Annotated in this window: 22 protein-coding genes; 4 read left to right on the top strand and 18 right to left on the bottom strand. The window is 46.4% G+C overall.

Annotated features, from left to right (window positions below; all coding sequences use genetic code 11):
- Positions 1 to 4 precede the first annotated feature (4 nt).
- Complete coding sequence (gene pflB / locus EIZ58_RS06325; protein ID WP_134699729.1) at positions 5 to 2,272, bottom strand: formate C-acetyltransferase; 2,268 nt, start codon at positions 2,270 to 2,272, stop codon at positions 5 to 7.
- A 433-nt stretch (positions 2,273 to 2,705) separates the two neighbouring features.
- Here pflB and EIZ58_RS06320 point away from each other — a divergent pair, with 433 nt between their 5' ends.
- Positions 2,706 to 3,044: a hypothetical protein gene (locus tag EIZ58_RS06320; RefSeq protein ID WP_167577537.1), complete on the top strand. Its 339-nt coding sequence runs from the start codon at positions 2,706 to 2,708 to the stop codon at positions 3,042 to 3,044.
- A gap of 223 nt (positions 3,045 to 3,267) precedes the next feature.
- On the opposite strand, the gene gatB is transcribed toward EIZ58_RS06320, so the two are convergent.
- The 10 genes from gatB to EIZ58_RS06270 form a co-directional block, all read right to left on the bottom strand.
- Positions 3,268 to 4,698: an Asp-tRNA(Asn)/Glu-tRNA(Gln) amidotransferase subunit GatB gene (gatB, locus tag EIZ58_RS06315; protein WP_134699725.1), complete on the bottom strand. Its 1,431-nt coding sequence runs from the start codon at positions 4,696 to 4,698 to the stop codon at positions 3,268 to 3,270.
- 17 nt (positions 4,699 to 4,715) lie between these two features.
- Positions 4,716 to 6,176, bottom strand: coding sequence for an Asp-tRNA(Asn)/Glu-tRNA(Gln) amidotransferase subunit GatA (gene gatA, locus EIZ58_RS06310; protein WP_134699724.1), 1,461 nt, complete (start codon positions 6,174 to 6,176; stop codon positions 4,716 to 4,718).
- A gap of 16 nt (positions 6,177 to 6,192) precedes the next feature.
- On the bottom strand, positions 6,193 to 6,483 hold the full coding sequence (gene gatC / locus EIZ58_RS06305) for an Asp-tRNA(Asn)/Glu-tRNA(Gln) amidotransferase subunit GatC (protein WP_134699722.1): 291 nt from the start codon (positions 6,481 to 6,483) through the stop codon (positions 6,193 to 6,195).
- A gap of 90 nt (positions 6,484 to 6,573) precedes the next feature.
- Positions 6,574 to 6,888 (bottom strand): YbjQ family protein, encoded by a 315-nt coding sequence (locus EIZ58_RS06300; RefSeq protein ID WP_134699720.1) that lies wholly within the window; start codon positions 6,886 to 6,888, stop codon positions 6,574 to 6,576.
- Positions 6,889 to 6,953: 65 nt separating this feature from the next.
- Positions 6,954 to 7,907, bottom strand: coding sequence for an MraY family glycosyltransferase (locus EIZ58_RS06295; protein ID WP_134699719.1), 954 nt, complete (start codon positions 7,905 to 7,907; stop codon positions 6,954 to 6,956).
- Positions 7,908 to 8,012: 105 nt separating this feature from the next.
- The gene (pruA, locus tag EIZ58_RS06290; protein ID WP_134699717.1) at positions 8,013 to 9,560 is read right to left on the bottom strand and encodes an L-glutamate gamma-semialdehyde dehydrogenase; all 1,548 of its coding nucleotides are present in this window, start codon (positions 9,558 to 9,560) and stop codon (positions 8,013 to 8,015) included.
- Between the two features lie 36 nt (positions 9,561 to 9,596).
- Complete coding sequence (locus tag EIZ58_RS06285) at positions 9,597 to 10,190, bottom strand: GNAT family N-acetyltransferase (protein ID WP_134699715.1); 594 nt, start codon at positions 10,188 to 10,190, stop codon at positions 9,597 to 9,599.
- 149 nt (positions 10,191 to 10,339) lie between these two features.
- On the bottom strand, positions 10,340 to 10,492 hold the full coding sequence (locus tag EIZ58_RS06280; RefSeq protein WP_240689021.1) for an anti-repressor SinI family protein: 153 nt from the start codon (positions 10,490 to 10,492) through the stop codon (positions 10,340 to 10,342).
- A 148-nt stretch (positions 10,493 to 10,640) separates the two neighbouring features.
- On the bottom strand, positions 10,641 to 12,647 hold the full coding sequence (gene ligA, locus EIZ58_RS06275; protein ID WP_134699712.1) for an NAD-dependent DNA ligase LigA: 2,007 nt from the start codon (positions 12,645 to 12,647) through the stop codon (positions 10,641 to 10,643).
- A gap of 55 nt (positions 12,648 to 12,702) precedes the next feature.
- Positions 12,703 to 16,008, bottom strand: coding sequence for a UvrD-helicase domain-containing protein (locus EIZ58_RS06270; RefSeq protein ID WP_134699711.1), 3,306 nt, complete (start codon positions 16,006 to 16,008; stop codon positions 12,703 to 12,705).
- Between the two features lie 77 nt (positions 16,009 to 16,085).
- Between EIZ58_RS06270 and EIZ58_RS33155 the strand changes: the two genes are divergently transcribed.
- Positions 16,086 to 16,250 (top strand): hypothetical protein, encoded by a 165-nt coding sequence (locus EIZ58_RS33155; RefSeq protein ID WP_167577536.1) that lies wholly within the window; start codon positions 16,086 to 16,088, stop codon positions 16,248 to 16,250.
- Positions 16,251 to 16,280: 30 nt separating this feature from the next.
- Here the strand turns inward: EIZ58_RS33155 and pcrB are convergent, their stop codons facing one another.
- Positions 16,281 to 16,970, bottom strand: coding sequence for a heptaprenylglyceryl phosphate synthase (gene pcrB / locus EIZ58_RS06265; protein WP_134699709.1), 690 nt, complete (start codon positions 16,968 to 16,970; stop codon positions 16,281 to 16,283).
- Between the two features lie 656 nt (positions 16,971 to 17,626).
- Here pcrB and EIZ58_RS06260 point away from each other — a divergent pair.
- Positions 17,627 to 18,409: a hypothetical protein gene (locus tag EIZ58_RS06260; RefSeq protein ID WP_167577535.1), complete on the top strand. Its 783-nt coding sequence runs from the start codon at positions 17,627 to 17,629 to the stop codon at positions 18,407 to 18,409.
- Positions 18,410 to 18,469: 60 nt separating this feature from the next.
- Here the strand turns inward: EIZ58_RS06260 and EIZ58_RS06255 are convergent, their stop codons facing one another.
- The 5 genes from EIZ58_RS06255 to EIZ58_RS06235 form a co-directional block, all read right to left on the bottom strand.
- Complete coding sequence (locus EIZ58_RS06255) at positions 18,470 to 19,333, bottom strand: carbohydrate ABC transporter permease (protein ID WP_370297660.1); 864 nt, start codon at positions 19,331 to 19,333, stop codon at positions 18,470 to 18,472.
- 44 nt (positions 19,334 to 19,377) lie between these two features.
- On the bottom strand, positions 19,378 to 20,202 hold the full coding sequence (locus tag EIZ58_RS06250; protein WP_240689019.1) for a carbohydrate ABC transporter permease: 825 nt from the start codon (positions 20,200 to 20,202) through the stop codon (positions 19,378 to 19,380).
- Between the two features lie 112 nt (positions 20,203 to 20,314).
- Positions 20,315 to 21,643: an ABC transporter substrate-binding protein gene (locus tag EIZ58_RS06245; RefSeq protein ID WP_134699705.1), complete on the bottom strand. Its 1,329-nt coding sequence runs from the start codon at positions 21,641 to 21,643 to the stop codon at positions 20,315 to 20,317.
- Positions 21,644 to 21,820: 177 nt separating this feature from the next.
- A complete protein-coding gene (locus EIZ58_RS06240; protein WP_134699703.1) occupies positions 21,821 to 22,786 on the bottom strand; it encodes an SIS domain-containing protein in 966 nt (321 codons plus the stop codon).
- Between the two features lie 120 nt (positions 22,787 to 22,906).
- Complete coding sequence (locus EIZ58_RS06235; protein WP_134699702.1) at positions 22,907 to 23,650, bottom strand: GntR family transcriptional regulator; 744 nt, start codon at positions 23,648 to 23,650, stop codon at positions 22,907 to 22,909.
- Between the two features lie 161 nt (positions 23,651 to 23,811).
- Here EIZ58_RS06235 and EIZ58_RS06230 point away from each other — a divergent pair, with 161 nt between their 5' ends.
- On the top strand, positions 23,812 to 24,633 hold the full coding sequence (locus EIZ58_RS06230) for a PfkB family carbohydrate kinase (RefSeq protein WP_134699701.1): 822 nt from the start codon (positions 23,812 to 23,814) through the stop codon (positions 24,631 to 24,633).
- Between the two features lie 104 nt (positions 24,634 to 24,737).
- On the opposite strand, the gene EIZ58_RS06225 is transcribed toward EIZ58_RS06230, so the two are convergent.
- Positions 24,738 to 25,040 carry a YerC/YecD family TrpR-related protein gene (locus EIZ58_RS06225; RefSeq protein ID WP_134699700.1) on the bottom strand — a complete coding sequence of 101 codons (303 nt, stop codon included), beginning with the start codon at positions 25,038 to 25,040 and terminating at the stop codon, positions 24,738 to 24,740.
- Between the last annotated feature and the right edge of the window lie 161 nt (positions 25,041 to 25,201).

Raw genomic sequence — 25,201 nt, 5'->3', positions numbered from 1 at the left:
TGCCTCACATTCTTTCATGGAAAGTACGACGAATCACATCTAGCTGCTGTTCTCTTGTGAGTTTAATGAATTTTACAGCGTAGCCCGATACACGTATCGTCAGCTGCGGATACATCTCCGGATGCTCCATCGCTTCAATCAATTGCTCGCGGTTAAAGACGTTGACATTAACATGGTGGCCTCCCTGAACACTATATCCATCCAGAAGGGCGGTTAAGTTTCGAACCCTTTCTTCTTCGCTTCTCCCTAAAGCCTTTGGAATAATCGAGAAGGTGTAGGAAATCCCGTCTAAGCTATCTTCATAAGGAAGCTTCGCTAAAGAGGTGAAGGATGCAAGCGCCCCCTTCTGATCACGGCCATGCATCGGGTTAGCACCTGGAGCAAATGGCTCTCCTTCTTTACGTCCATCTGGCGTGGTTCCGGTTTTCTTGCCATATACCACGTTGGATGTAATGGTTAGAACCGACTGCGTAGTGACAGAATTGCGGTAGGTTGGCTGCTTGCGGAGTTTTTCCATAAAACGCTGAACCAATCCGACGGCAATCTCATCCACACGGGCATCGTTGTTTCCAAACTGAGGATATTCCCCATCAATGGTAAAATCGATAGCTACTCCTTGATCATTATATACAGGCTTCACTTTTGCATATTTGATAGCACTCAGCGAGTCCGCAACCACCGATAAACCGGCGATTCCACATGCCATGGTTCGCAGAATATGACGATCATGCAAAGCCATTTCTAAGCGCTCATACGCGTATTTATCGTGCATATAGTGAATGACATTTAGTGTATTGACATAAAGCGTCGCTAGCCAATCCATCACTTGGTCGAAGCGTGACATGATAGTCTCATACTCCAAATATTCCCCTTGCCACTTCTCCATCTGTGGCCCCACTTGGATGGCCAACTGCTCATCCATTCCCCCATTGATCGCATAGAGGAGAGCTTTGGCCAGGTTGGCCCGTGCGCCAAAGAATTGCATCTGCTTGCCAATCCTCATCGCCGATACGCAGCAAGCAATGCCATAATCATCGCCGAAGCTAGATCGCATTAAGTCATCATTTTCATATTGGATTGAGCTTGTATCGATCGAAACCTTTGCGCAGTAAGCTTTAAAGGCCTTTGGCAGGTCAGGTGACCACAGGACTGTCAAGTTAGGCTCTGGAGAAGGACCTAAATTATAAAGAGTATGCAAGATCCGATAGGAGCTCTTCGTTACGAGCGTGCGTCCATCCGTACTCATTCCCCCAATCGCTTCTGTCACCCAAGTAGGGTCACCGCTAAAGAGGTCGTTATAATCTGGTGTTCTCAAGAAATTCACCATGCGAAGCTTCATTACAAAGTCGTCCATGATTTCTTGGGCTTCTTCTTCCGTGATTCGACCTGCCTGCAGATCTCTTTCAAAGTATATATCTAAAAAGGTGGATACCCGCCCGATACTCATGGCCGCTCCATTTTGCTCTTTTATCGCTGCCAAATAAGCAAAGTAGAGCCATTGAACAGCTTCCTGTGCTGTGGATGCCGGTAAGGAAATATCAAAGCCATAGGCCAGTGCCATCTCTTTTAGTTCCTGAAGAGAGCGGATCTGCTCGGTTAGCTCTTCTCTTTCACGTATGGTTTCCTCATTCATCACACTTTGATTGGTTAAGGATAATTCATGCTTCTTATCTTCGATAAGAAAATCGACACCGTAAAGCGCAACTCTTCGATAATCCCCGATAATACGCCCGCGTCCGTAGGCATCCGGCAATCCGGTAATGATGCCTGCTTTTCTAGCTAGCTTCATCTCAGGGGTGTAAACATCAAAAACTCCTTGATTGTGGGTCTTGCGGTACTTCGTAAAAATTTCCAGAACATTAGGGTCAAGCGTGTAACCATACGCTTTACACGCATCTTCCACCATCTTAATCCCGCCGTTAGGCATAATAGATCGACGACGAGGGGAATCAGTTTGCATCCCCACAATTTTTTCTTTATTTTTATCTAAATACCCTGGAGCATGGGAAGTAATACTAGAAGGAACCTTGGTATCAATGTCTAACACTCCGCCTTTTTCACGCTCTAACTTATACAGTTCCTCAGTCATACGATGCAGGTTCGTTGTTCTTTCTGTAGGGCCTGCCAAAAACTTCTCATCCCCATGATAAGGAGTCCAGTTGGACTGGATAAACTCCCTCACATTCACCTCATTGATCCAGGTTCCTGAGCGAAATTCCTTCCAGGCAGCAAACCTCACGTTTTGTTGTTGTAGCTCCTTTATATCCAACATGGTTACTCCTCCTTCTTAGGCGACGATCATATAGTCTTCTGATGTTCAGATCAGATTATTACGTTTTGATTACACCTTAATCATAGGGTTTTAAGTAAAATGAAACAACGTTCAATTGAGAGCTTCTAGTAAGAAAGAATCTCTTGTTTTCTTTTGTTTTCTCTGTTTTTCTTTCGTTTTCTCAGAACACACGGTGTCATGAAAGGTTCATAAAGTGAGGGTTTCATAAATTGTTCACTTGTATGGAGAGCGGGGCTTTATTTGGGCTTCGGCTAGCTTAAAGAGCATCAAACAGGGGCTTTGATGCCCTGATCCGGGCTTCGGCTTGCTTGCAGGGCATCAAACAGGGGCTTTGATGCCCCAATCCAGGCTTCGGCTGGCTTGCAGGGCATCAAACAGGGGCTTTGATGCCCCAATCTAGGCTTCGGCTGGCTTGCAGGGCATCAAACAGGAGTTTTGGTGCCCTGATCAGGGCACCGGCTCGCTTTCAGGGCATCAAACAGGGGTTTTGGTGCCCCAATCTAGGCTTCGGCTCGCTTGCAGGGCATTAAACAGGGGTTTTGGTGCCCTGATTGGGGCTTCGGCTGGCTTGCAGGGCATCAAACAGGAGTTTTGGTGCCCTGATCAGGGCACCGGCTCGCTTTCAGGGCATCAAACAGGGGTTTTGCTGCCCCAATCTAGGCTTCGGCTCGCTTGCAGGGCATTAAACAGGGGTTTTGGTGCCCTGATTGGGGCTTCGGCTGGCTTGCAGGGCATCAAACAGGGGCGTTGATGCCCTAATCCAGGCTTTGATGCCCCAATCTAGGCTTCGGCTGGCTTGCAGGGCATCAAACCTTGGCTTTGATACCCCCATCAGGGCTTCGGCTGGCTTACAGGGCATCAAACCACAGCTTTGCTGCCCTAATCCAGGCTTTGATGCCCCAAAAAAAACAAAGAAAGGGCTTCTTCATCAACATAACAGTTGAGAGAAGCCCTTCCCTTGTGATTTTGACTGCCTATTTATTCAATTCTTCCTGCAATAGCTTATTCACCATACCCGGGTTCGCCTTTCCTTTGGTTGCCTTCATCACTTGCCCGACGAGGAACCCGATGGCTTGTGTTTTCCCTGCTTTATAATCTTCTACTGATTGAGGGTTTTTCGCCACCACTTCGGCAATAATCCCGGCGATTGCTCCCTCATCGCTGATTTGTACGAGTCCTTGCTCTTCTACAATCTTAGCTGGTTCTTTCCCTGTCTCGATCATTTCTTTGAACACGGTTTTGGCAATTTTTGTGCTGATGGTTCCTTTTGCAATAAGGTTTACCATCTCACCGAGACCAACCGCTGTAATCTTTACATCACCTAGTTCTAGCTGATTGGCATTCAAATAGCCCATCAGATCACCCATGATGTAGTTCGAAACGAGCTTGGCATCCGCTCCGGTAGCCACAGCAGCTTGGAAGAAGTCCGAGATCTCCTTAGAAGCGGTTAATACCCCTGCGTCCGTCGCGGGCAAGCCATATTCTTGAACATAACGAGCCTGTCTTGCATCAGGTAGTTCAGGAATCGTAGCTCTAATTTCTTCGATCCACTCGGAGCCAATGTTCATCTTAACTAGATCTGGATCCGGGAAGTAGCGATAGTCATGGGCTTCTTCTTTGCCACGCATGGTAATGGTTCGCGCATTGGCATCATCCCAGCGGCGCGTTTCTTGAACTATGGTTCCGCCCTGATCTAGAATCTCGGCTTGGCGCTGCTGCTCATACTCCAATCCGCGCTGAACATTGCGGAAGGAGTTCATATTTTTCAACTCGGCTTTGGTTCCGAATTGTTCTTGTCCGTAAGGACGCAAGCTGATGTTGGCATCACAGCGTAAGGATCCCTGCTCCATTTTAACATCCGATACTTCACAGTACTGCAGGATAGACTTTAACTTCTCAAGATAAGCCTTCGCTTCTTCTGGTGTGCGAATATCAGGCTCCGATACAATCTCTACTAAAGGAACCCCAACCCGGTTAAAGTCCACTAAGGTAGCATCGGCATAATCCGAGTGCACCAGTTTCCCAGCATCCTCTTCGAGGTGCAGCCTAGTAATCCCAATTCTTTTGGTTTCCCCATTCACTTCAATATCAATCCAGCCATGTTCACCAACCGGCTGATCATACTGCGAAATCTGATAAGCCTTCGGTGAATCAGGATAGAAATAATTTTTGCGGTCAAACTTGGACACTTGGTTAATCTTGCAATTCAAGGCTAATGAAGCTTTGATGGCAAATTCCAACGCCTGTTTGTTCAATACAGGAAGCACGCCCGGATGGCCCAGACAAATCGGGCACGTATGCGTATTGGGCGGAGCGCCGAATTCGGTGGAGCAGCCGCAGAATATTTTAGATTCGGTGGAAAGCTCAGCATGAACTTCCAGTCCGATAACCGTTTCGTATTTCATCTTCTGTTTCCTCCCTTCTACAGCTTCGGTCTAGCCTTGTGGTGTTCTGTATTTTGTTCAAAGGCATGAGCTACACGTAGAATGGTAGCTTCGTCAAAATGCTTACCCATAATCTGCAGTCCAACCGGCATCCCATTAGAAGCTAAGCCACAAGGAACGCTAATCGCGGGGATTCCCGCAAGACTCACTGGGATGGTGCAAATGTCATTTAAATACATGGTCAATGGATCGGCTGTTTTCTCTCCAATTTTGAAGGCTGTCGTTGGCGCTGTAGGTCCAATGATCACATCATACTTAGCAAACAACTGGTCAAAGTCCTGCTTAATCAAGGTACGAACCTTTTGCGCCTTCTTATAGTAAGCATCATAGTAACCAGAGCTTAGGGCATAAGTTCCTAGCATTACGCGTTTCTTGACCTCAGAACCGAACCCGTGGCTTCTAGTTTCCTTGTACATTTCAATTAGATTTTTAGCATTATCACTGCGAACGCCATATCGAACTCCGTCGTAACGGGCCAAGTTGGAGGACGCTTCGGATGGAGCCAAAATGTAATACGTAGGTACCGCATATTCCGTATGAGGCAAGGAGACTTCCTCAACGATAGCTCCCATACCCTCTAGCACCTTAAGTGCCTCTGCAACTCTTGCCTTTACGTCAGGGTCAATTCCCTCCCCTAACAATTCTTTAGGCACGCCTACCTTCAATCCTTTTACCTCACCTGTAAGCATGGAAAGATAGTCTGGAATCTCCACTTCGGCTGAGGTGGAATCATACGGATCATGGGCAGCAATCGCCGAAAGGACATAAGCGGCATCTTCTACCGACTTCGTAATGGGACCGATCGTATCAAGGGATGATGCGTAAGAAACTAAACCAAAGCGAGAAACGAGGCCATAGGTTGGCTTTAAACCGACCACACCACAAAAAGCAGCGGGTTGGCGAATCGATCCGCCAGTATCCGTTCCTAAGGCAAAATAAGCTTGTCCCGCTGCTATAGCTGCCGCAGATCCACCACTCGAACCGCCTGGGACATATTCTGCATTCCAAGGGTTATACGTTTTCTGGAATCCTGAATTCTCAGTTGAACTCCCCATTCCGAATTCATCCATATTGGTTTTACCCACCAGTACCGCTTCGGAAGCGTTGAGTCGGTCCATGACGGATGCGTTATAAATCGGATCATAGTTAGCGAGGATTTTGCTTCCTGCCGTGGTTCTGATTCGCTCGGTTACGATATTATCCTTAATCGCCATCGGAAGACCGAAGAGGAGCCCCATTTCTTCTTCGCTGCCGACTTGTGCATCGAGCTGCTTCGCTTTTTCTTTTGCACCTTCTTCATTCAGGGTCAGAAACGCTCCCACTTGGGGTTCTGTTTCTCGAATACGCGCAAAAGAAGCTTCAACCAGTTCAGTTACACTAAGTTCTTTTTGATTTAGTGCATTATGTATTTCCATGATTTTTCTTTCAAAAATAGACATAACTCTTCCCCCCTACCTATTCCATAACCGCAGGGACTTTGAATTGACCCTCTTCGTGATCTGGAGCATTGCGAAGAGCTTCTTCCCGATCAATGGATGGACGCTCTTCGTCTTCCCTCATTACGTTATAGACTTCGAGCACGTGACTCGTAGGCTCTACCTGGTCGGTATCTAGCTCGTCTAGCTTCTCAAAAAAATTTAAGATCGAATTTAATTGGGATGTGTACTGTACGGTCTCATCCTCAGTCAAGTTTAACCGAGCTAATTTTGCTACATGCTCTACCTGCTCGCGCGATATTTCGCTCATCCGCTACACCTCCATGAAATCTAGCCATAATTAAGATAATACCAAATATAAAAAGGCACCGCAATTAGGATTGCAGGGCCTCTCACTGCCTTACTTCAGTTTTACTGCTGTTCCAGTGGCAATCACCATCATCATGCCATCGCGAAGAGTCTCAAAATCAAGGTCGATGCCAATCACCGCATCAGCCCCCATTTTTCGTGCGCGCTGCTCCAGCTCTCGAAGCGCCATCTCTCTTCCTTCTGAGAGCTTATTCTCATAAGCCCCGCTTCGCCCTCCGATAATATCTGTAATTCCCGCCAAAAAGTCGCGTACCACGTTCGCCCCTAAAATGACTTCGCTGGATACAACAGAAATATACTCCGCTACTTCTTTTCCCTGCAATGTACTTGTGGTTGTCATTAGCATCTTTTTCTTTCCTCCCCCAAAGGTTATATCTCTGATACGTGCGAGGTTCTGGAAAGTTTCGGAGATTAACTAATATAAAGGAAGAGGAGAAGGGATAGAATTGAGAAGCCAATGCCCATGGCGTAAATAACCATGACGGCTTGTTTTTGCGTCAGACCATTGCTTAGCAAGCGATGATGGACATGCCTTCGATCAGCCTGATAAATAGGAGAGCCCGCCTTCAGGCGTGTAATGATCACTTGAATGGTGTCAAACACAGGTACCCCAAGGGCCAAGATGATAATGACGAACGTCACCAGGGTAGCGCTTTTCATCGCCCCATACAAGGACGTAACCCCTATCGCGTATCCCAAAAACATGGAGCCAGCATCTCCAAGAAAAACCGTAGCAGGGTGGAAGTTATGCTTCAAAAAGGCTAAGCTTGCCCCTATTAAGATGACGGCTAATACCGCTACATCCTGCTGAAGGCGCAGAATGGATATGGTAAACAAGGTAACGGACGAAATGGCTGTAATTCCTCCTGCTAAACCGTCCATGCCGTCTAGAAAATTGATCATATTAATAAATCCTACGATCCAAAACACCGTAGCCAGTAACGCCAGCCAATCAGGAAAATGATAAATTTCGCCGCCTGTCCAGAATTCACCTAACCCGAAAAAGCGAATCCCTAAGAAGTAAGCAAACACGGCACTTCCTATCTGCCCTAACAGCTTGGGCCATGCCGGAAAATCTTTTCCTTGGGATTTAAACCAGTCATCTACCAAACCTATGGCAAGCAATAAAAACCCGCCCCAGGCTAACACAAAATGTAAGGCCGTAATCTCAAAAAAGAGAAAGAGTGTAACAATAGATCCAATATAGATCGCAAGTCCCCCTGATAAGGGAACGGGTGCACGGTGAATCTTCCTGGCATTAGGTTGATCGACCACTCCCAATGCGACCGCTATTTTCTTAGTCACAGGAATAAGCAGGTATACAATAAAAAAGGTAAAAAGGCACACAACAAGATAAAAAGCCATAAATACCGCCCTTTTTATATTGGAGTCGCTATTTTACGTTAGTTTGACCCAAAAATAGAAAAAGAATCATGCCCTCCCTTATTAGAGAAGGATGATTCTTTATAGTTACAGCAATTCGGAAGTGAGCTTAGGCTGGGTAAATAGTAGAAGATAGTCCGGTCCGCCCGCCTTGGAGTCTGTACCTGACATGTTAAAGCCGCCAAACGGATGTACCCCGACAATCGCTCCGGTACACTTCCGGTTAAAGTAAAGATTCCCCACCTGATATTCTGTCCTTGCTTTTTCCAGATGGGCTCGATTCCGTGAATACACTGACCCGGTTAACCCGAACTCCGTATTGTTGGCAATTTCTAAAGCATGATCAAAATCTCGAGCCTTCGTAAAGCCTACAACAGGACCAAAAATTTCTTCCTGCAAGATGCGCGCTTCCGGATGTACGTCAGCAAAGATCGTCGGCTTGATAAAGAAACCAGCCTCGTCTCCTTTTTCTCCACCCGTCATCAAGCGCCCTTCCTTCTTGCCAATTTCTATGTATTCTAGAATCTTATTATAAGCAGGTTCATCCACAACCGGCCCCATAAAATTAGAAGGATTCCTAGGGTCTCCCATTTTGAGTCCATTTGTCATTTCCACAACACGGGCCAAGACCTGGTCATATATGGATTCATGAATAATAGCTCTTGAGCAGGCTGAGCATTTTTGGCCGGAGAATCCGAACGCAGACACCGTAATACCATGGGCTGCAAGTTCTATATCCGCATCTTTATCAACGATGATGGAGTTTTTCCCGCCCATCTCCGCAATTAACCGCTTGATCCACTTTTGGCCAGGTTGGTGTTTAGCTGCTCTCTCGTTAATCCGCAGCCCAACTTCTCGAGAACCCGTAAAGCTAATAAAGCGAGTAATAGGATGATCGACTAAATAATCTCCAACCTCGGCTCCACTTCCAGGCGCATAATTGACAACACCTGGCGGTAATCCTGCATCCTCGAGAATCTCAATAAATTTAGCCGCAATAACAGGTGTTGTACTTGCTGGTTTTAAGACAACTGTATTCCCAGCCACAATAGCCGCGGTCGTCATGCCCACCATAATCGCTAAGGGGAAGTTCCAAGGAGGAATAACGACGCCAACCCCTAATGGAATATAGTAAAGCTCATTATCTTCCCCAGGCAGCCGGGTTAAAGGGTGTCTTTCCCCAAGCTTGATCATCTGGCGCGCATAGTACTCCATAAAATCGATGGCTTCCGCTGTATCGGCATCTGCTTCTGGCCATGTTTTTCCGGCTTCCTTCACCAGCCAAGCGGACCATTCATGCTTTCTGCGTCTCATAATGGCAGCTGCCTTAAACAGGTACCTGGCCCGGTGATCAGGCGGTACCGCCTTCCAGCTTTCAAATGTTTTAGCTGCCGCTTGAATCGCCTTTTCCGCGAGGTGTTGGTCTGCTTTAGAAACCGTTCCAACCACCTGCTCTTTAAGTGCAGGATTAATGGAGACAATTTTGTTTTCCGTGCGGATTCGTTCTCCGCCGATAATCAGATCATAGTCTCGACCTAGCTCTTGTTCCACCTTCTGCAAAGCCTGCTCAAAATCTTTTCGGTTCTTTTCATCGGTAAAATCGGTAAACGGTTCAGGTCGGTAGTCAATTAGCACAGAGAGATTTCCTCCTTAAAGTCATCTATGTGCTTATCATGCCCCGTTCCCACCATTTATTTCCTTTAATTTTCCCTTCATATTCGCCCACTCGTGATCCAGGATGCTAAAGTAAACGGAATCCCTCCGGTAACCATCGGGCAGAATCCGATGGGAGCGCAGGGTTCCCTCATACTGGGCACCAAGCCTCGCAATCGCTGTGAGCGATCGCTCATTACGCGAATCGGCCTTGAATTGGACTCGGATCATTTCTAGCTTTTCGAAGGCATAACACAAGAGCAGGTATTTACATTCCGTATTGACGTTTGTTCTCCAAACCCTTGGGTTAAGCCATGTCCAACCAATCTCGAGCCCCTTATTCTGTGGCACGATATCTAAATATCGAGTGCTTCCCACAATGGATTCGGTCTGCTTATCATAGATCGTGAACACCATCGAATGGCCTTGCTCTTGTTCCTTCAAAGCCTCGTGTATAAAGCTATTCACTTGATCTTGCGTATTCACTGCGTAGGGCATATAAGGCCAAATCTCAGAAGCCTGCCCTGCTTGAAGAAGCCCCTCTGCATGGGATAGGCATATCGGGATCAGTTTGACTCGTGTTCCTTCTAATTGATGGGTGGGATAGATCATTGGTCATTCTCTCCTCTTCCTTGGTTGTTATCTCCATAGTACGAGAAGATCTAACAGATCAAAAGAGGCAATTTGGATTGATGGGAGGAGTTACGAAGATGAGTGTTCTAGTTCTACTAAACAGGCACCCTACTTGAGTAGTGCCTATGTTATTCAACCAAGACATCTTTTTGTCTTTTCGACTCCAGAAAGGTTTTAAACTCTTCCTTGGTCACGTTTGATTTCATGGCTAGTTTAATCAGTTCCATCCACTGTGGTTCAAGCGCAGTATTCTTTTCTTTAGATTGGACACTTTCCAACATCTTTTCCAAAGTCTCGTCCCCCTAGTGTTTTTTTATTGTATATAGACCTATTTTACCACACCACAGTCAAATTTTGCTAAAATATTGCAAAATGTAGGTCTTTTGTCACAATTTATTAATGAGTAAAAAACCCAGTCCTAAGACTGGGCTAGCTCTGTAACAAAGCAATGAATTCTTCTTCTGTAATAACCTTAACATTGAGTTCTTGTGCCTTTTTCAGCTTAGATCCCGCAGCCTCTCCCGCTACGACAAGATCGGTTTTTGCGCTTACGCTTCCAGAAACCTTTCCGCCGCGCTCTTCAATCGCAGCCTGAGCTTCTTTTCGACTTAACTGTTCAAGTGTACCTGTAAGTACAACGGTCTTGCCGGCAAACGCAGAGTCTGTAGGCAATTCCTCCACACGAGGTCCTTTATACTCAAAGTTAACCCCGGCTTGTCGAAGCTTTTCGAGAGTTTCGTGGACAGCAGAGTTAGCAAAGTACGCGACAATACTATGCGCCATTTTCGGTCCAATTTCATCGATCGCGATTAATTCCTCTTCCGACGCTTCTACTAGTCGGTCCAAGGTGAGAAACGTTTGGCTGAGCGTCTTGGCGGCTTTGGCTCCGACAAGGCGTATCCCCAAGCCAAATACCAGCTTTTCCATGGAGTTCTGCTTACTGGCTTCGATGGCAGCTAAGAGGTTATCAACGGATTTTGCTCCCATTCTCTCTAAGGCTAGCAATTCTTCTCGTTTGAGGAAATAGAGATCGGCTACGTTTTGGATGAGCTCGTGGTTGAACAGCTGGGTAATGACTTTCTCGCCTAGTCCATCGATATTCATCGCGTTCCGCGAAACAAAATGGATCAAACCCTCACGAATATGGGCAGGGCATGACGGATTGATGCATCGCAAAGCCACTTCGTCTTCTAGACGAACCAGTTCACTTTCACATTCTGGACAGTGGGCAGGCATCACGTAAGGTCGCTCGCTTCCTGTCCTTCTCTCTGCCAGCACTCCTACGACTTCTGGGATAATATCGCCCGCTTTTTTGACAATCACATGATCGCCAATCATAATTCCTTTTTCACGAATGATGTCTTCATTATGTAAAGATGCCCTCTTCACGGTCGTCCCCGCAAGACTAACCGGCTTTAAAATAGCTGTAGGAGTTACTGCACCGGTGCGGCCTACACTCACTTCAATATCTTCAAGAATCGTCACCACTTCTTCTGCCGGGAACTTATAGGCCGTGGCCCAACGGGGGCTTTTCGCGGTAAAGCCTAGCTCGCCCTGGTGAGCATAGCTATCAACTTTGATAACCATCCCATCAATATCATAAGGGAGCTGACCTCTTTTTTCTGTCCATCCTTCGACAAACGCAATCACATCCTCGATGGATGAAAACACTCGGCGTTCTTGATTAACCTTGAAGCCCATTTGCTCGAGGTAGTCTAAGCCTTTACTGTGAGAGTCGATCGGATGGCCTTCTACGATCCCGATTCCATAGATGAACAAGTCTAATTCTCTTTCTGCAGCGAGCTTGGGATCAAGCTGACGCAAGGAACCTGCAGCCACGTTTCGTGGATTGGCAAACAGCTGCTCCCCTTTTTCTTCTCGAATCCGATTGAGCTTCTCAAAAGCCCTCCGAGGCATAAAAGCTTCTCCGCGAACTTCGATGGAAACCGGCTCCGTCAGTCTTAATGGCATAGACCGAATGGTTTTTAGATTTTGTGTAATGTCTTCTCCGATCGACCCGTCTCCTCTTGTCGCTCCTTGAATGAACACCCCATCCTCATAACGCAAAGAAACGGCCAGCCCATCGATCTTGAGCTCACACACGTAACGAACGTCCTCAGTGGAAACATTTTGCCTCACTCTTCGGTCGAAGTCGCGAAGATCATCCGCCCCGAAGCTGTTGCCCAGACTGAGCATAGGCACTCGGTGCTCTACTTTTTCAAAAAACGGAAGCGGCTCTCCGCCAACCCGGACGCTCGGAGAGTCCTCTGTTTTCAACTCAGGAAAAGCGGTTTCTAGCTGGATCAATTCTTTCATCAACTGATCATATTCTTGATCCGATATCTGAGGGTTATCTTTTACATAGTAAAGGTAGTTATGTTTATTAATTAATTCCCGCAGTTCATTAATTCGTTTTTGTGCGGTTATTTGTTCCATATGATTCTCCTTTGCTTGGGGTGAAGGCGGGGCCGGAGGCCCCCCTTCCCAACTTTTACAGCCGCTTGATCGGTGCAAACTTAGCTAACAGCTTTTTAATCCCAGTTGGTGCGGAAAACGCAATATCAAGCTCTAAGCTATCGCCCTGCCCTTTCATACTCACGACCGTTCCTTGCCCCCATTTTCCATGCTCTACTTTGTCTCCTAGTTTCCAGTCCGCATTCACATCTGCCCCGCGTTGGGCTGTCTGTGCTCCAACTGCTCCAACTGCTGGTCTTTGGAACGTACGTGCTGACGAGGATACAGGGGCGGCTTTCGGTTCATCCCCTTCCAAAAGCTCTTCCGGAATCTCACTCAAGAAACGAGAGGCTGGGTTCATCGTCGTTCGCCCGTACAAGGTTCTCATCTTGGCTCTAGTCAAATAAAGCTGCTCTTCCGCGCGAGTGATTCCTACATAAGCGAGTCGTCTTTCTTCCTCCATCTCACTGTCCTCAAACAATGCACGGGAATGAGGGAACACGCCTTCTTCCAGCCCGATAAGGAATACGACGGGGAACTCTAGACCCTTCGCGCTATGGAGCGTCATCATAATGACTTTGTTATCTGTATCTTCCTCATCAACTGAATCAATATCGGCGACAAGGGCTAGCTCCGTTAAGAAAGACGTCAGGGTCTTATCCTCATTTTTATTTTCAAAATCAAGCGTTACAGACAAGAATTCATCAATGTTTTCTAGACGTGCATTGGCCTCTAACGTACCTTCTGCCTTATACATTTCTCGATATTCTGTGCGCTTTAAGACTTCCTCGGTGAGCTCCGTTACACTGAGGTACTCATTCATTTGCTCTAAATCGCTGATCAACTGGGCAAAGTCAACGATTGTTTTAGCAGCCTTACCGGAAAGCCCCAATTGATTGCTTTCCATGATCGCCCGATACATCGAGATCCCATGCCGACCGGCATAATCGGCAATTTTGTCAATGGACGCTTGTCCGATTCCACGCTTTGGTACATTAATAATTCGCTGCAAGCTGATATCATCATCTGGATTGCTGATTAAGCGCAAGTAAGCTAGTACATCTTTTACTTCTTTGCGATCATAGAACTTCGTTCCACCCACAATGCCATAAGGAATGTTGGACTTCACAAAAACTTCCTCGACCACACGGGACTGAGCATTTGTTCGATAGAGAACCGCAAAATCCCGATAGGTTTTCCCCTCGGCAATAGCTTTCTTAATTTTGTCTACTATAAAGAAAGCCTCAGAATGCTCACTATCCGCATTGAACAGTCCAATTTTTCGTCCTTCATCGTTTTCGGTCCACAAGTTTTTCGCTTTACGTCCAAAATTATTTTTAATTACGGTATTCGCCGCTTGTAGAATTCGTTTGGTGGAACGATAATTCTGTTCTAGCTTTACAACCTTGGCACTCGGATAGTCTTCTTCAAAGTTGAGGATGTTGGTGATGTCGGCACCGCGCCAACCGTAGATGGAGTTATGAACAATGATATCGTCCGCAACAAAGTTTCGATGATTAGGAACAGACAGATCATAGACTTGACCCTTATATTCCATAATTTCTCTATCTGTTACGACATCCAGAATGACTTTTCCATCCTGTTCAACAGGGATGATCATCCCCGGGTGAATGTGCCCCGCAGGCGTAAAAGTAAATCCTTTCCCCTCACCCTTCTCATCCACAAGTCGTGCTTTATACACTAAATCCAAATCTTCAAGAGCTGCTAGCTGTTTCACATAAGCGATTCCTTGTTCGTAGTCTTTTCTAGCTGTTTCTACTCTCCAAGTCTTTCCTTTCCCTCTTCTAACGGGGAAATCTCCTGCAACTGCCTTTTCTCTTAAACCGTGCTCAGAGGATACCAACTGAACTCGATGATCATGCCAGGCTCTTCCTTGATACTGACGAAGGTCTCCAAACATAGTAAACGATACAAGCTTTCTAGAGACTTCCCCTCGTTGTACCGCACCAGCACGATAATGAGGGTATTCTTCAAATAAAAGCAGATCCTCCATGAGCCTGACTACTCGTTCTTCCGTAACTATTTCTTCATACAGCTGATCAATCTGAGCCTGCTGAAGCGCCATTCTTCTGCCCCTGACATGGAACACCATTGTAGGGATGCCATACTTGAAAGCATAATATTGCTCCAAGTAACTTGCCTTTTCCTCGGAATCCGTGGTAGCCAAGATCCAAACCTTATCCGCCACTTCTTGGTTTGTCCGGATTTGGAGGCCTGAAACTAAGGATCCTTGGCGGTTGCCGGCTCGCACGCCTCGGGTCTTGCCAATTCGATATCCTTTATTCTTTTTATACATTAAATATACATAGTAGAGATTAGCGGAATTTTGCAAGCGAGCAAACATAACATGGTTGGGTGTCGCTGTAATGACTTTCCCTAATTTCGTTGTTAGCTTTACAACAGGTCCTGAATACTCCTTACTCATGACATGATCAACTGCTGCAAAGGCCGTTTTTCCCCATCCGCTTGCTGCTAGTACTTGATCGCCCTCTTGGACGGCATCAATGGTCTTCATCCCATCCTTCGTTTCAATCAGTGTAGATGGTAAAAGACATTGATCGCCGTCACCCACCACACAAATGTTTTGATGCTGAGCTGCTAGCATGCGAATGAGCATGTATTGGGCTCGGTTCGTGTCCTGATACTCATCGACATGAATATATTGAAACTTCTTTTGATAGAAGGCTAGTACTTCTTTAACGTCCTTAAATAGCTCAATCGTCTTCATGATTAAGTCATCAAAATCAAGAGCATTGTTACTCTTAAGCTTCTTCTGATACAATTGATAAACTTTGTGAACCACCTGTTGGAAGGGATCCCCAATAAGCTTCTCATATTGCTTGGGATCCTTAAGTTCGTTTTTAGCCGAGCTTATAGAAGAAAGCACAGCTCTTGGGTCAAACTTTTTCGGATCGATGTTTAACTCTTTCTCACATTGCTTAATCACGGACAACTGATCAGAGGAATCTAAAATCGTGAAGTTACGATTATACCCAATTCGATCGATATCTCTTCGCAATATGCGCACACACATTGAGTGGAACGTGGCAATCCAGATATCCTCAGCTGCTGGACCCGCAAGGCTAGAAATCCTTTCTCTCATCTCGCGCGCCGCTTTGTTCGTAAATGTTATCGCTAAGATACTCCACGGGGCTACTCGCTTATTCCGAAGCAAGTAACCGATACGTTGTGTTAACACTCGCGTCTTACCGCTACCCGCACCTGCAACGATCAACAAAGGTCCCTCTGTCGTCTCAACCGCTCTGCGTTGCTCAGGGTTCAAGCCCTTTAACACATCCTGCTCTCCCGCAAAAATATTCATTGTTTCATCCTTCCTATAAAGTCTGGTAACTGCGCCGAATACGCTTCTTGTTACCAGACAATTGCTTCATCTAACTCTTGGCTACTACGTCGATTAATCTACCAGCTGCCAAGAAACTGTTGTCCCCGGAGGGGATGGTGCCGCCAAGGGCGGCCTTCCTATGCACGGCAACTACGTCGAATAATCCTCTCGCTGCCGTGCAATTGTGGTGCCGCCAAGGGCGGCCTTCCGCTGTCGTCTAATCCAAAACAAGAACACTTGTTTCTATTTTATCATGAGCCTTTAACGGCTGCGACAGTTTTTAACGCTTGACCAATATCTTCATAAATGACATTTCCAACCACTACGGTGTCTGCCCAGTTTGACATTTCCTGTGCTTGATCAGCGCTCCGGATACCTCCACCATAAAATAATCTTGCTTGGTGAAGAACTGACTTCAATTGTCTTACGATCTCGGGATCCCCATAAGCTCCACTATATTCAAGGTAGACGATCGGAAGCTTAAGCATTTGGTCGGCTAATCTTCCATATGCCTTGATTTCTTCAGTGTCCAAGCTGGTTTTAGCTCCTGTAAGACGGGCAGCCTCTGCTTCTGGATTGAGAATGATATACCCTTCAGTTGCCACTTCATTCCATTTCACCAGAGAACCATATTCCATTAAACCTTCAACATGCCGTTGAAAGATCCATTCTGATTTTTCTGCATTAAGAACAATTGGCACTAGATAATAATCAAAGCCAGGCACCACCGCCTGGACATTTGAGACCTCTAGAATACAAGGGATAAGATACCTCCGGACTCTTGCCAGTAAATCAATAGTATTGTCAAACGACACGCCGCTTGTCCCACCGACGATGATGGCATCCGTTCCCGATTCACAAATCTTATCAAGGTGCTCATCTGAGATCTCTTTATCCGGATCAAGTTTAAAAACGTGTCGCCATTCCTCCATGTTAATCATAACGTTTATCCCTCCTTTGCCAATGCTGATTTTCTGGAATTTATTATACCGGATTACGGTGTTTCTAACAAAGAGCTATGACGAATTGCTTCCTGATCTTCACCTGGCCTGGCCCGACTCCTCCACCTACTTGGAATCATTACCGGTTGGGGAGCAAGTTTCTGGCTTTCGTGATCAAATGGCGCGTTTTATTTGGAAATGTACCAGGTACGTGAGCAAACGCCCTCTCTTCGTGATCATCCGCCACTTTTCCGTGAGCATATTAGCATTTTCGTGACCATCCGGACCTGAGCAGTAGCCATGCGCCTCCGAACCAGGTCATGATGAAAAATAAAAGCCTAATTACTAAAAAATCAGCTTAAAATTGGAAGATCTAAACCAAGGTTTAGATCACACTTATAAAAAACGAGACCAAAAACTACGCAAAATCTCAAAAAGGCGCTTCGCCTATTTGGAATCATTACCGGTTTGGGAGCAAGTTACTAGGTTCCGTGAGCATCGGGAGCCAAACGCGAGCTATAGGGTCTGAAAATCGGCCAGGAAAATAAAAAAAGAGTAATTACTTAAAATCAGCTTCATTTTGAAGGCTCTAAACGAAAGTTTAAATAGCACTCATAAAAAACAAGACTAAAATCACCCAGAACCTTGAAAAAAACTTGATCCAGGCGGCACCTCATCCGAGCGATCCGCTAGGTTCAGGGCACGATTCACGTGCTTTCGGTACCTCAACCGAACGGTCCACCAGGTTCAGGGCACGAACCGCGGGCTTGCGGTACCTCATCCGAGCGATCCGCCAGGTTCAGGGCACGATTCGCGGGCTTGCGGTACCTCATCCGAGCGATCCGCCAGGTTCAGGGCACGATTCGCGGGCTTGCGGTACCTCATCCGAGCGATCCGCCAAGTTCAGGGCACGATTCGCGGGCTTGCGGTACCTCATCCGAGCGATCCGCCAAGTTCAGGGCACGATTCGCGGGCTTGCGGTACCTCATCCGAGCGATCCGCCAAGTTCAGGGCACGATTCGCGGGCTTGCGGTACCTCATCCGAGCGATCCGCCAAGTTCAGGGCACGATTCGCGGGCTTGCGGTACCTCATCCGAGCGATCCGCCAAGTTCAGGGCACGATTCGCGGGCTTGCGGTACCTCATCCGAGCGATCCGCCAAGTTCAGGGCACGATTCGCGGGCTTGCGGTACCTCATCCGAGCGATCCGCCAAGTTCAGGGCACGATTCGCGGGCTTGCGGTACCTCATCCGAGCGATCCGCCAAGTTCAGGGCACGATTCGCGGGCTTGCGGTACCTCATCCGAGCGATCCGCTAGGTTCAGGGTACGAACCGCGGGCTTACGGTACCTCAGGTGCTCCATCTACTTGGAATCATTACCGGTTTGGAAGCAAGTGCCTGGGTTTCGTGAGCATCCAGGCCGTAACAGTAGCAAAGTAGGTTCCCTTCTTATCTGGCCAAAAAAGGCCCAGTCTACCACAGACTGGGCCTTCCTCATCACTATCCTTTTATCCCTCCACTGGTAATGCCTCGGACAAAATACTTTTGTAAGAACAGGAACAAAATTACGATTGGCAAGGCTGAGATGCCGAGCCCAGCAAGTAGCACGCCCCAATCCGTATCCAGCGCATCGCGGAAGGCCATGAGGCCAGCCGGAACGGTTTTTAGGGCGTCGCTGTCGATGAAAATAATCGCGAACATAAATTCATTCCATGAAAAGTAAGCGGTTAACAATAATGCCGTCACCAGCACCGGCATGCTCAATGGAATAAACATCCGGGTAAACACACCGAAGCTATTGCATCCATCTAAGTAGGCCGATTCTTCGATTTCCTTTGGAATGGTCAGGAAGTGCGCGCGAATGAGCAGCACCGTCAACGGAATCCGATATGCAACATAAGGAATGATTAATGCCCAGTAACTATTGTACAGTCCCATCGCCTGAATCAGCTTGTATAAGGGAATCAAGCTGACTTGAGGAGATAACATCAATCCTCCTAGGATCAAAATTAATAAAACATTTTTCCCTTTAACATGAAATCGAGTCAACCCATAGGCCCCCAGGGCGCTTAAAAACACCGTCAACAAGCAAGTAACGGTTGTGACGATCAAGCTGTTCAAGAAATAACGGGAGATTCCTTGATTCCATGCTTCCACGTAATTTTGAAACAGCCATTGCTTGGGCAGTGCCCAACTGTTGCTGAAGATCTCGGAGGTTTCCTTTAAGGAGTTCATGAACATCCAAAACAGCGGGTAGGCAATGACGATCAAATACACGACGAGGATGAAAGAAACGCTTGAGATCCCAAACATCTTGGAAAAGGAACCCGCCCTTCGGGTGACCTTTTTGCTAGGCATACCCATTTCGACCGGCGACATACGCTCGCTATATTGCTCCTTCAATCGCCTCACTCCTTCCCCGTTTTAGATAGCTTCATTTGGACCAGTGAAATGGTTAACGTAATGATCAATATCACGGTCGCAATGGTGGAGGCATATCCCATGTTATCTCGAGAGAATGCAGAGTGGTAAAGGTAGGTCCCCAATACATGAGACGCGTGTCCCGGTCCACCTCCAGTCAGGATATACACCTCATTAAACACGGTGAACGCACCGGACAAGGTAATAATAGAAGTAACGAACAGCATCTCCTTTACCTGAGGTACGGTCACATGAAAAAACGTCTTCAGCTTATTGGCCCCATCGATCTCAGCAGCCTCATACAGTTCACCTGGGATTTTTTGAATCGCGACAATAAACAGCATCATGATGTATCCCGTGCTTTGCCACTGGGACACGGCAATGGCGGCAAAAATAGCTGTTGCGGAATCTCCTACCCATGCCCGTCCCCATTCCTCGAGCCCGATCATGGACAAGAAACCATTCAATAAACCTACATGAGGATGGTATACAAAGTCAAACAGTAAGCAAATAACCGTAATGGAAATCACCACAGGGAGGAAAAAGACGGTGCGAAAAATGGGCGACACCCGGCGAAACAGCTTGTCTTCAAGTATGGCGGCGATCACCAAGCCCCCTCCCACCTGGATGATCATCGAGATGATGGCATAGTAGAGGTTATTGCGTAAGGCGATATAAAAAATGGGATCCTGGAACAATTGAACATATTGCTCCAGTCCAACAAAGGTTTTCTGCGGGGAAAAGGTATTCCATTGGAATAAGCTCGATTCCAAGTTTTGAATGAGTGGAATGTAGATAAACACCAGAACCATCAGAAAACACGGCGCTAAATATAGATATGGCGTAATCCTTCGATGAATCAACGAATCTCCCCCCTTTGGATAGAATGACAGTGGAGTTCTGCCGAACTCCACTGCATAGGTATTACTTGGCTTCCGTTCTAACTTGAGCGGCTGCTTTTTGAACATCAGCGATAACTTCTTCCGGCGTCTTCTGTCCAGCTAGCATTTGCTGAGCTCCAGCCAGATACGCATCCACGATCTTAATGTCCATATCCGTATCCAGCCACAGCGAGAATCCTTCGGCCTTCATTACGCGATCCACCGCTTCAATTTGCGTCGGTGTTGCGGTATTGGCATGGACAGTCCCTTGAACGGCGCTAAGCTTGCCTACATCCTTGACATATTTTTCGCCCATCTCTTTGGAAGTCAGGAACTTCACAAACTTTAAAGCTTCTTCCGGATGCTTCGTCAAGGAAGAAATCATCCAGCCTTCAGGTGCGCCGGTTAGGTACGTAGGGTTTCCTTTCGCTCCGTCAATTTGAGGGAAGTCGATGAAACCAATCTCAAACTTGATATTCGGTTCAATCAAGCCGATTTCAGCTTTTTGGAAATACCCAATGGCCGCTTTTCCATCAATAAAGGTTTGACGTGCAAATTGATGCTCCAGTGCGTTCACATCTTTGTTGAAATATGGGCTTAGTTCATTTAGCTTGCGAAGGGCTTCCACATAACCAGGATCCTCAAAGGTTCCTGTGGCGCGATTATAATCCTTCATCCTGGTTTCTTGATCCACCATGCGCTGGTTAAAGGTTCCGATATAGTGCGATACAGCCCATGGAGCCTTGTTTCCGAAGGCAATGGGGGTGATGCCGCTATCCTTGATTTTTTGCAAGGTCTGGATAAACTCCGGCCATGTCTTGGGCACTTCCAAGTTCAGTTGCTTGAAAATCTCCTTATTGTAAAAGAAGGTTTTTCCGTCTAGCGTCATCGGAGCGCCATAGATCTTTCCATCCAAAGTGAAAGGAGGGAACTGGGTCTGGACTAATTGGTTGGCCCAAGCCTGATCCTTTTGCAAATGAGGGGTCAGGTCAAGCACCTTGTCCCCGCGGACAAACTTATAGGCGAACTCGCCGCTCCATGAAGTGAACACATCCGGCGGATTGTTCGTCCCGAGGAGGACGCGGATCTTTTCTTTATAGGAGTCATTGAGCACCGCTTCGGTCTCTATCTTGATATTCGGATTGGCTTGTTCAAATTCTTTTACCACCTGATCAAAATAGCTCTTATCGGGATCCTTCGGCCAGCGGTGGAAAAACTTCAGCGTGACCGTCTCCCCTGATGGAACCGTTGCAGCCGGCTGTGATGAGGCAGGGTCTGGGTTCGATGCGGGAGTTGTAGATGAACTTGAGCAACCAACAGCAAACGTGCTTACAAGTAGGATATTCGTGAAGAGTTTGAACATTTTCTTCATATCGCCTTGCCCCCCATTATGTGGTAAAAAGTCATATATTATTTCATAATATTATAATACTTCATACTATTGCGGGATGTAAACGTTTAATTCCCAAGTTGTAAGTTTGGTTGGTGGGGCTGGAAATAAGCGGAGCCCCTCCGCTTATTTCTTCATAATCCACCGAGTAGATCCCTCTTAATAGGGTACTGTCCACATATATCTTCTGGTCGATAATGGATGGTTTCGGGCATCTGCCAAGGCGTTAGCATACTGTCTCAACAAGTGGTTCAACACCAGTGGGGCTAGATACCCTTGAACGTCCTCATTAATTCCTGCCCAATCAAATTCCTTTGCATCCAACACGATCAGTTTTTCACCGTATTGCTTAGAGAAGCCCAGCGCACGCTCTTCTAGCGGACGAGTTTCGTCCAGACCTAACAGGTGAATGAAGGGAACATTCTTATCCAAAATTTCGAATGGGCCATGGAAGTATTCACCAGCGTGAATCGCGTGGGAGTGAATCCATTGCATTTCCATGAGGATACAAATTGCAAACGAATAGGCTACACCAAAGTTCGCTCCACTTGCCATCGTATAGATGACTTTCTCATCCTTATAGGTTTCTCCGAAAGCCAAGGCCTTCTCCGCATAATCGGCCTTTACTTGCTCGTAAACGCCGTTTAGATTTTCCAGAGATTGAAGCATGGATTGAAACCTTTGATTTTCTTCCTTCAGGTATAACAATCCTGAAGTCAACTGGTACAGCATGGAATAATTGGTATCCTTGGCAATCGCCTCCGGACCCCACTGATACTTTACAACATATTCAGATTCAACCGCTAAAGGAGATTCTTCCACATTGGTCAAGGATACGGTTAAAGCACCTTTATTCCGGGCAAACTTGGCTGCTTCTACCGTTTCTGGAGTCGTTCCGGAGTGAGAGCACAAGATGACTAGCGACTGCTCGCCAAGCGTTACTGGATTGCGGTGGATAAACTCATTGGCACTGTATAAATCCGCATGGATCGTTTTCGCTTCCCGATCCATGAAGTACTTGCTGGGATACATAATTGCCGAGGATCCTCCACATGCCACGTAAAATACAGTCTTAATGTCTCGATTCTTCATTGCCTCTAAAGCCGCGGAAATTTGGGTGTTCATTGTTTGTTCCTCCTCAAATTTGTCATATATAACTTTATATAATATTTTATAACATTATATAAAAAATAATTCAACACATTTTTTTGAATATTTATTTTAAACGAAAAAAACCGCCCTTTTTTAAGGACGGCTTTCGGATTTGGATGCTTTTAATGTAAAGGTTACGCGAGTCGTGGGGTAGTGAGAAACCGATAAATGAATCGGTACTTCTTGTTCATCTAACACCACTTTTTCAATTTCAAATATCGGCGTGCCCACGGTACACTTCAATAAGTCGGCTTGTTCTGTGTTAGCGACAATGACATTGACCGTTTTCTCATTATGATAAGCTTCGGTCTGATAGCGCTCCTTGAGCAATCGGTAGACGGAGCTTCCTTCTTGAATATGTTGCTCCATCCCCGGGAACCGATTCAAGGGGTAATGTGCCGATTCCCTCGAAAACGGATGATCATCAATAAAGTAAAGGCGCTCTAACCGCAATATCGGATCCCCTTGCTGAATCCTAAGAAGAGAGGCCTGATGTTCGTCTGCTGCTTCGGTTGTTGAAGATAAGATGTGTGCGCGTGCCGCTTTCCCGGAGCTTGTAGTGAAATCATAGAAGCCATTGACGTCAATCAGTTCCCGTTTGATCTTTTTCTCTGTTACGAAGGTTCCCTTCCCTTGCTGGCGCTGCAGAATGCCTTCCTCCACCAAATCAAGGATTGCTCTGCGGGACGTAATCCGACTGACCCCGTACACCTCGCAAATTTCCGACTCTGGCGGCAGCTGCTGGCCTACTTTATACTTCCCCTGTTGAATATCTTCTTTAATCTTATCCTTTAACTGAATGTATAAAGGAGTAATTGAAGAATTGTCCAGCTTCATAGTTGTTCCTCCTCTCCACACGGTATTCCCTCATATTAATATATTATATTATATTACAACTTCCCTTCATGAGGGGAAAAATTCAAAAAAATAAATGACATACGCTCACATGTTATTATATAATATTATATAAAATCATATCAAGGGTGGGTGCTGTCTTTATGCGTCTTCTAGCTATTGGAGATAACGTCGTCGATTTCTATCAAGATCAGGGAATCATTTATCCAGGAGGGAATGCATTGAATGTGGCCGTATTGGCTAAACGGTATGGCCTCACCCATAGCTCCTATATGGGGATCTTAGGAAGCGATGCATCGGCTGCTCACGTCAAGCATGTGCTAGAACAAGAGCAGATCGATACGACGAGAATCAGACAGGCCTTTGGCCCTAACGGAGAAGCGGTAGTCAGCTTGAACGAAGAAGGAGACCGCATCTTTGTCCGTTCGAATAAAGGGGGTGTTCAAGCCCTGTTGGGGATTAACCTGAACGCAGACGATGAGGCCTATATTGCTTCCCACGACCTGCTTCATACGAGCGTATATAGCCGGCTAGAACATCATCTTCCAGAACTTTCCCAGAAGATCCCTGTGTCTTTTGACTTTTCCACACGCCGGGATTCCGCTTACTTAGAAAAAGTCTGCCCTTACTTGACCTATGCTTTCTTCTCCGGCAGTGACTTGAGTAAGGAACAATGTCTCGAGTTGAGTGAGACGGCACTTGAGTATGGAACTAAGGTAGTAGGAGTTACCAGAGGTTCCCAAGGAGCTTTGTTCTTCGACCAGCAGCGTGCCTATGAACAGTCGGTTATTCCAACGGAAGTAATCGATACTTTAGGGGCAGGGGATTCTTTCATTGCAATGTTTTTAACCCAATATCACCAGCATCAGCGAATGGAAGAGGCTCTTCTGCGTGCAGCCGAGGCCGCAGCAGAAACCTGCAAAGTTTACGGGGCCTTTGGATATGGAGTACCCAAAGACATATGAAGCTTGGAAGGAGCATCTTGGATAGAACCATAATCGGCTGTTAAATGTAAAAAAACCGCCACTATACCCTTCCGGGCTAGTTGGCGGGTTTTTTACACGAAACTTTACTCTTTCTCGGAATCTTCAATTCGATCTAGTGCTAGCTGATATCCATCGTTGCCGTAGTTCAAGCAACGCTTCACTCTAGAGATGGTAGCTGTGCTAGCCCCTGTTTCTTCCTCGATCTGATTGTAGGTAAAGCCCTCGCGAAGCATGCGTGCTACCTCGAGCCGTTGGGCCATAGATTTCATTTCGTTGACCGTACATAGGTCATCAAAGAATATATAGCATTCATCTAGGTTCTCTAACGAGAGGATTGATTTAAATAGTTGTTCTAGTTCTTTCCCCTTAATCTTATCCAATTGCATAGTTCGTTCACCTCTCATGCTTGGATTACTGTAGTAGTTTGCCACTTTAAAATTTTTACGAGTTAAAGCCCGTTTCTTTTATATTATTCGATTTCCTCTATTTTTGCAATAAGTAATCGCTTTCATTGTTGTCAGAATATATTACTTTAGTAGAATGATTC

It is taken from the genome of Ammoniphilus sp. YIM 78166, from assembly GCF_004522215.1.
Lineage (GTDB): Bacteria > Bacillota > Bacilli > Aneurinibacillales > RAOX-1 > YIM-78166.
This window is presented reverse-complemented; position numbering and strand designations above follow the sequence as displayed.

Excerpts from the sequence above, each read along its gene's own strand:
- EIZ58_RS06250 (WP_240689019.1), bottom strand. The coding sequence starts at position 20,202 with ATGGTTCTGGTGTTTATCTACATTCCACTCATTCAAAACTTGGAATCG.
- EIZ58_RS06280 (WP_240689021.1), bottom strand. The coding sequence starts at position 10,492 with ATGTTGGAAAGTGTCCAATCTAAAGAAAAGAATACTGCGCTTGAACCA.
- pflB (WP_134699729.1), bottom strand. The coding sequence starts at position 2,272 with ATGTTGGATATAAAGGAGCTACAACAACAAAACGTGAGGTTTGCTGCC.
- EIZ58_RS06255 (WP_370297660.1), bottom strand. The coding sequence starts at position 19,333 with ATGGGTATGCCTAGCAAAAAGGTCACCCGAAGGGCGGGTTCCTTTTCC.
- EIZ58_RS06285 (WP_134699715.1), bottom strand. The coding sequence starts at position 10,190 with ATGATCTATCCCACCCATCAATTAGAAGGAACACGAGTCAAACTGATC.
- EIZ58_RS06295 (WP_134699719.1), bottom strand. The coding sequence starts at position 7,907 with ATGGCTTTTTATCTTGTTGTGTGCCTTTTTACCTTTTTTATTGTATAC.
- EIZ58_RS06235 (WP_134699702.1), bottom strand. The coding sequence starts at position 23,650 with ATGAAGCTGGACAATTCTTCAATTACTCCTTTATACATTCAGTTAAAG.
- EIZ58_RS06245 (WP_134699705.1), bottom strand. The coding sequence starts at position 21,643 with ATGAAGAAAATGTTCAAACTCTTCACGAATATCCTACTTGTAAGCACG.
- EIZ58_RS06225 (WP_134699700.1), bottom strand. The coding sequence starts at position 25,040 with ATGCAATTGGATAAGATTAAGGGGAAAGAACTAGAACAACTATTTAAA.
- gatB (WP_134699725.1), bottom strand. The coding sequence starts at position 4,698 with ATGAAATACGAAACGGTTATCGGACTGGAAGTTCATGCTGAGCTTTCC.
- EIZ58_RS06270 (WP_134699711.1), bottom strand. The coding sequence starts at position 16,008 with ATGAATATTTTTGCGGGAGAGCAGGATGTGTTAAAGGGCTTGAACCCT.
- EIZ58_RS06240 (WP_134699703.1), bottom strand. The coding sequence starts at position 22,786 with ATGAACACCCAAATTTCCGCGGCTTTAGAGGCAATGAAGAATCGAGAC.
- ligA (WP_134699712.1), bottom strand. The coding sequence starts at position 12,647 with ATGGAACAAATAACCGCACAAAAACGAATTAATGAACTGCGGGAATTA.
- gatA (WP_134699724.1), bottom strand. The coding sequence starts at position 6,176 with ATGTCTATTTTTGAAAGAAAAATCATGGAAATACATAATGCACTAAAT.
- pcrB (WP_134699709.1), bottom strand. The coding sequence starts at position 16,970 with ATGATTAACATGGAGGAATGGCGACACGTTTTTAAACTTGATCCGGAT.
- gatC (WP_134699722.1), bottom strand. The coding sequence starts at position 6,483 with ATGAGCGAAATATCGCGCGAGCAGGTAGAGCATGTAGCAAAATTAGCT.
- EIZ58_RS06230 (WP_134699701.1), top strand. The coding sequence starts at position 23,812 with ATGCGTCTTCTAGCTATTGGAGATAACGTCGTCGATTTCTATCAAGAT.
- EIZ58_RS06300 (WP_134699720.1), bottom strand. The coding sequence starts at position 6,888 with ATGCTAATGACAACCACAAGTACATTGCAGGGAAAAGAAGTAGCGGAG.